This is a genomic window from Mesorhizobium sp. M7A.F.Ca.CA.004.12.1.1 (genome assembly GCF_003997835.1).
Classification (GTDB): domain Bacteria; phylum Pseudomonadota; class Alphaproteobacteria; order Rhizobiales; family Rhizobiaceae; genus Mesorhizobium.
The window spans coordinates 1-4,273 of the sequence record NZ_RZRK01000537.1; the positions used below are offsets into that span (position 1 = coordinate 1).

Below are 4,273 nucleotides of genomic sequence, written 5' to 3' on the forward strand. Positions count from 1 at the left end.
CCATTTCAACATCCAGGACGCCGGCGGATCGCGCAAATCGGTGGAAAAGGCGATGGGCGTGCTGGCCGAGATCGCCGAGGAAGTCGGCCAGCTGAAGCGTGAGCCGATCCCGGTCAGCGAGATCGTCGTCGGCCTGCAATGCGGCGGCTCCGACGGCATGTCGGGCATCACGGCCAATCCGGCGCTGGGCGCGGCTGTCGATATCCTGGCTGGCGTCGGCGGCATCGGCATCCTCTCCGAGACCACGGAGATCTACGGCGCCGAACATCTGCTTGCCTATCGCGCGGCAACGCCTGAGATTGCGCAGAAGCTCGACGGTTTCGTGAAATGGTGGGAGGACCACGTCGCCAAGCATGGCGCCTCGATCGACAACAACCCCTCGCCCGGCAACAAGCGCGGCGGTCTCACCACCATCCTGGAGAAGTCGCTCGGCGCGGTCGCCAAGGGCGGTCAGACGCCCCTCAACGGCGTCTTCGGCTACGCCGAAAAAGTCACTGGCAGCGGCCTCGTGTTCATGGACACGCCCGGCTACGACCCGGTTTCGGCGACCGGCCAGGTGGCGGGCGGCGCCAACGTCATCGTCTTCACCACCGGCCGCGGCTCATGCTTCGGCTGCCGCCCGACGCCGTCGATCAAGGTCGCCACCAACTCCACCATGTACCACCAGATGGAAGAGGACATGGACGTCAATTGCGGCGTCATCGCCTCGGGTGAAAAGACCATCGCCGGCATGGGTCGCGAGATCTTCGAACTGATCGTCGAGACGGCTTCCGGCCGCAAGACCAAGAGCGAGGACTTCGGCTACGGCGACAACGAGTTCGTGCCCTGGCATCTGGGCGCAACACTTTAGATTTTACTGATGTAAAGTAGACTGCGCGCCGGTCAGCGGCGGGCAACGGGGAGGTTGTGCATGGAAAGACGCCGCATCGGCCAGACAGCGCTGGAAGTCACCGAGGTCAGCTTCGGCGGCGCTGCACTTGGCGGCCTTTACCGCGCCTGTTCGCGCGAAGCGGCGATGGAGACGCTGCAGGGCGCCTGGGATGCCGGCCTGCGCTATTTCGACACCGCACCCTTCTACGGTTTCGGACTGTCGGAGCGCCGCTTCGGCGACTTCCTGCGCTACAAGCCGCGCGATTCCTATGTGCTGTCGACCAAGGTCGGCCGGCTGTTCCGCCCGGTGCCGGACGATCAGGTTCCCGATCACTCCTATGTCGATCCGCTGCCCTTCGCGCTCGACTACGACTATTCCTATGACGGCATCATGCGGTCGGTCGAATTCAGCTATGCGCGGCTTGGCCTAAACAGGATAGACATCCTGTTTGTCCACGACATCGGCGCCTACACCCATGGTGTCGAGAAGACCAAGCTGCACTTTCGCGACCTGATGGACGGCGGCCTCAAGGCACTTGAAGAGCTGAAACGGTCCGGCGTCATTTCCGCCTATGGGCTTGGCGTCAACGAAGTGCAGATCTGTCTGGACGTGATGCGCGAGGCGCCGCTCGACTGCATCCTGCTCGCCAGCCGCTATTCCTTGCTCGACCGCAGCGCCGAAGCGGAGTTGCTGCCCCTATGCCGGGCGCGGCAGACCTCCTTGGTCATTGGCGGCGTGTTCAACTCCGGTATCCTGGCGACCGGGCCGGTGCAAGGCGCACATTTCGACTACCGCCCTGCCAGCCATGACGTGCTCGACCGCGTCGGCGCAATGGAAAGGATCGCCGCCGAGGGTGGCTATCCGCTCGCCGCCGCAGCGTTCCAATTCCCCTTGCATGAACCTGCCGTCGCCACCGTGCTGACCGGCACCGCCAAGCTGGCGAACCTGACGCGCAACCTCCAACTGCTCGACATCGACGTGCCGGAGACGGAATACGCCAGATATCGTCCCCACACGCTGGTGCAGGAGCTGGTGTGAAACTCCATATTCTTGCGGTCACACGAAGGAATGGACATTCTATATTGACGAAATGATGGAATTAATATTCCATACGTTCCCGGAACGGAACGGAAGTGCGACGGCGCCAATGGGGAGCAGCGCGGTGGATTTGCCTCTGCCAGGCCTCGCAAGGACTGATCAAACAGCGCTTGCATCGATCTGTTCGATGCATTATCAAAACATGGCAATTGTTTTTTATTGATAAAGTTCTGTTTTGGATCACGCCTATCCGGACGGAGCTTCCGTATCGTTCACCGGGCGACTTAGGGAGGAAACCTCATGAAATTCGTGACCAGCATTCTCAACCGCCGCGCCGTCATGGCGCTGGCAGCAGCTTCGATGCTCGCCGGCGTCATGCATTCGGCGCCGGTTTCGGCGGCGGACGTCACCATTCCGATCATCGTCAAGGACACCACGTCGTTCTACTGGCAGATCGTTCTGGCCGGCGCCCGCAAGGCCGGCAAGGATCTCGGCGTCAACGTGCCGGAACTCGGTGCCCAGGCTGAAACCGACGTCAACGGCCAGGTCTCGATCCTCGAGAACGCCGTTGCCAGCAACCCGGCGGCGATCGTCATTGCGCCGACCGAGTTCAAGGCGCTTGGCAAGCCGATCGATGAAGCCGCTGCCAAGGTCAAGGTCATCGGCATCGACTCCGGCGCCGACTCCAAGGCCTTCACCTCGTTCCTGACCACCGACAACGTCCAGGGCGGCCGCGTCGCTGCCGACGGCCTCGCAGCCGCCATCGGCGCCGCCAACGGCGGCAAGATCGAGGGCGACGTCGCCCTGATCACCAACGCGCCGGGCGCCGGCTCGCTCGAACAGCGCAAGCAGGGCTTCACCGAACAGCTGGCCGCCAAATATCCGGGCCTCAAGCTGGTCGCCGATAAATATGCCGACGGCCAGGCCACCACCGGCCTCAACATCGCCACCGACCTGATCACCGCCAACCCGAACCTCAAGGGCATCTTCGCTTCCAACCTGATCATGGCGCAGGGCGTCGGTCAGGCTGTCGCGGAAAACAGCCTTGGCGGCAAGCTGGCGCTGGTCGGTTTCGACAGCGACGAGAAGCTGATCAAGTTCCTCAACGACGGCGTCATTTCCGCCCTCGTCGTCCAGGATCCGTACCGGATGGGCTATGACGGCATCAAGACCGCACTCGCCGCTTCCAAGGGCGAGAAGGTCGAAGCCAATGTCGACACCGGCGCCAATCTGGTGACCAAGGACAACATGAAAGACCCCAAGATCGACGCGCTGCTCAATCCGAAGCTCTGAGCCGTCGCATCCGCAATGGTCTCCGGGGCACCTCGCCCCGGAGACAAGCTGCCGCACAAACGGCTTGGCAATCCATAAGCGTAGGCTAGGCTGTTTTCGAGACATATCCTTGTCTCGCCGCGTGCCAATCGTGAGGCCAATCTGGGAGGATTGTCATGACATCGACGGCGCAGGAACTGCATCCGGCCCCTGTGCTGGAACCGGGGCGGACCATCCTCGAATTGCGCGGGCTGGAGAAGCGCTATCCCGGCACCCACGCGCTGAAGCCGGTCGACCTCGCCTTCAAGTCCGGTGAGATCCACGCCATCGTCGGCGAGAACGGCGCCGGCAAATCCACGCTCATCAAGCTTCTGACCGGCGTCATGCCGCGCACCTCCGGAGAGATCGCCTGGGAGGGCCAGCCGGCTGCCCTGGCGACGCCGCATGAGGCGATGGCGCTCGGCATCAATGCCGTGCACCAGGAAGTCGTGCTGTGCCGCCACCTGACGGTCGCCGCCAACATGTTCCTCGGCGAGGAGAATTCGCGCTTCGGCATCCTGCAGCAGCGTGCCATGGTCAGGCAAGCGCAGACCATCATCGACGATCTCGGCTTCGACCTGCCGGCGCATGTCACGCTGGGCGACCTCACTATCGGCCAACAGCAGCTGATTGCTGCCGCACGCGCCACCGTGCGCGGCACCAAATTCCTGATCTTCGACGAGCCGACCGCCTACCTCACCCGCAAGGAGGCCGACCAGCTCTTCACCCTGATCCGCCGGCTGAAGGGCGAAGGCGTGACGATCATCTACATCAGCCATCGCATGGAGGAGGTGTTCGAACTCGCCGACCGTGTTTCCGTGCTGCGCGACGGCACGCTGGTCGGCACCCGCAACATCGCCGAGACCAACGATGCCGAGCTGGTCAAAATGATGATCAACCGCTCGATCGAGCAGGTTTATCACAAGGAGCATTTCACGCCGGGCGCCGCGATCCTCGAGGCGAGGAGCCTGTCCGGCAAGGGCTTCGAAAATGTCTCGATGACGGTTCGCGCCGGCGAGATCGTCGGTCTCTATGGCCTGATCGGCGCCGGAC

Annotated in this window: 4 protein-coding genes; all 4 read left to right on the forward strand. The window is 63.0% G+C overall.

Annotated elements, in window-relative coordinates; translation table 11 throughout:
- Positions 1-850: UxaA family hydrolase (locus tag EN984_RS24495; RefSeq protein ID WP_164765616.1), on the forward strand; the 850-nt coding region annotated here is incomplete at its 5' end.
- 60 nt (positions 851-910) lie between these two features.
- Entirely contained in the window at positions 911-1,909 is a 999-nt protein-coding gene (locus EN984_RS24500) for an aldo/keto reductase (RefSeq protein WP_127272466.1), read from the forward strand.
- 300 nt (positions 1,910-2,209) lie between these two features.
- Positions 2,210-3,202: an ABC transporter substrate-binding protein gene (locus EN984_RS24505; protein ID WP_127272465.1), complete on the forward strand. Its 993-nt coding sequence runs from the start codon at positions 2,210-2,212 to the stop codon at positions 3,200-3,202.
- A gap of 155 nt (positions 3,203-3,357) precedes the next feature.
- Positions 3,358-4,273, forward strand: a 916-nt coding sequence (locus EN984_RS24510; protein WP_164765617.1) for a sugar ABC transporter ATP-binding protein, incomplete at its 3' end; no start/stop codon positions are given.

What these genes read in the sequence shown, in the direction of transcription:
- EN984_RS24505 (WP_127272465.1), top strand. Translation starts at nt 2,210, where the DNA reads ATGAAATTCGTGACCAGCATTCTCAACCGCCGCGCCGTCATGGCGCTG.
- EN984_RS24500 (WP_127272466.1), top strand. Translation starts at nt 911, where the DNA reads ATGGAAAGACGCCGCATCGGCCAGACAGCGCTGGAAGTCACCGAGGTC.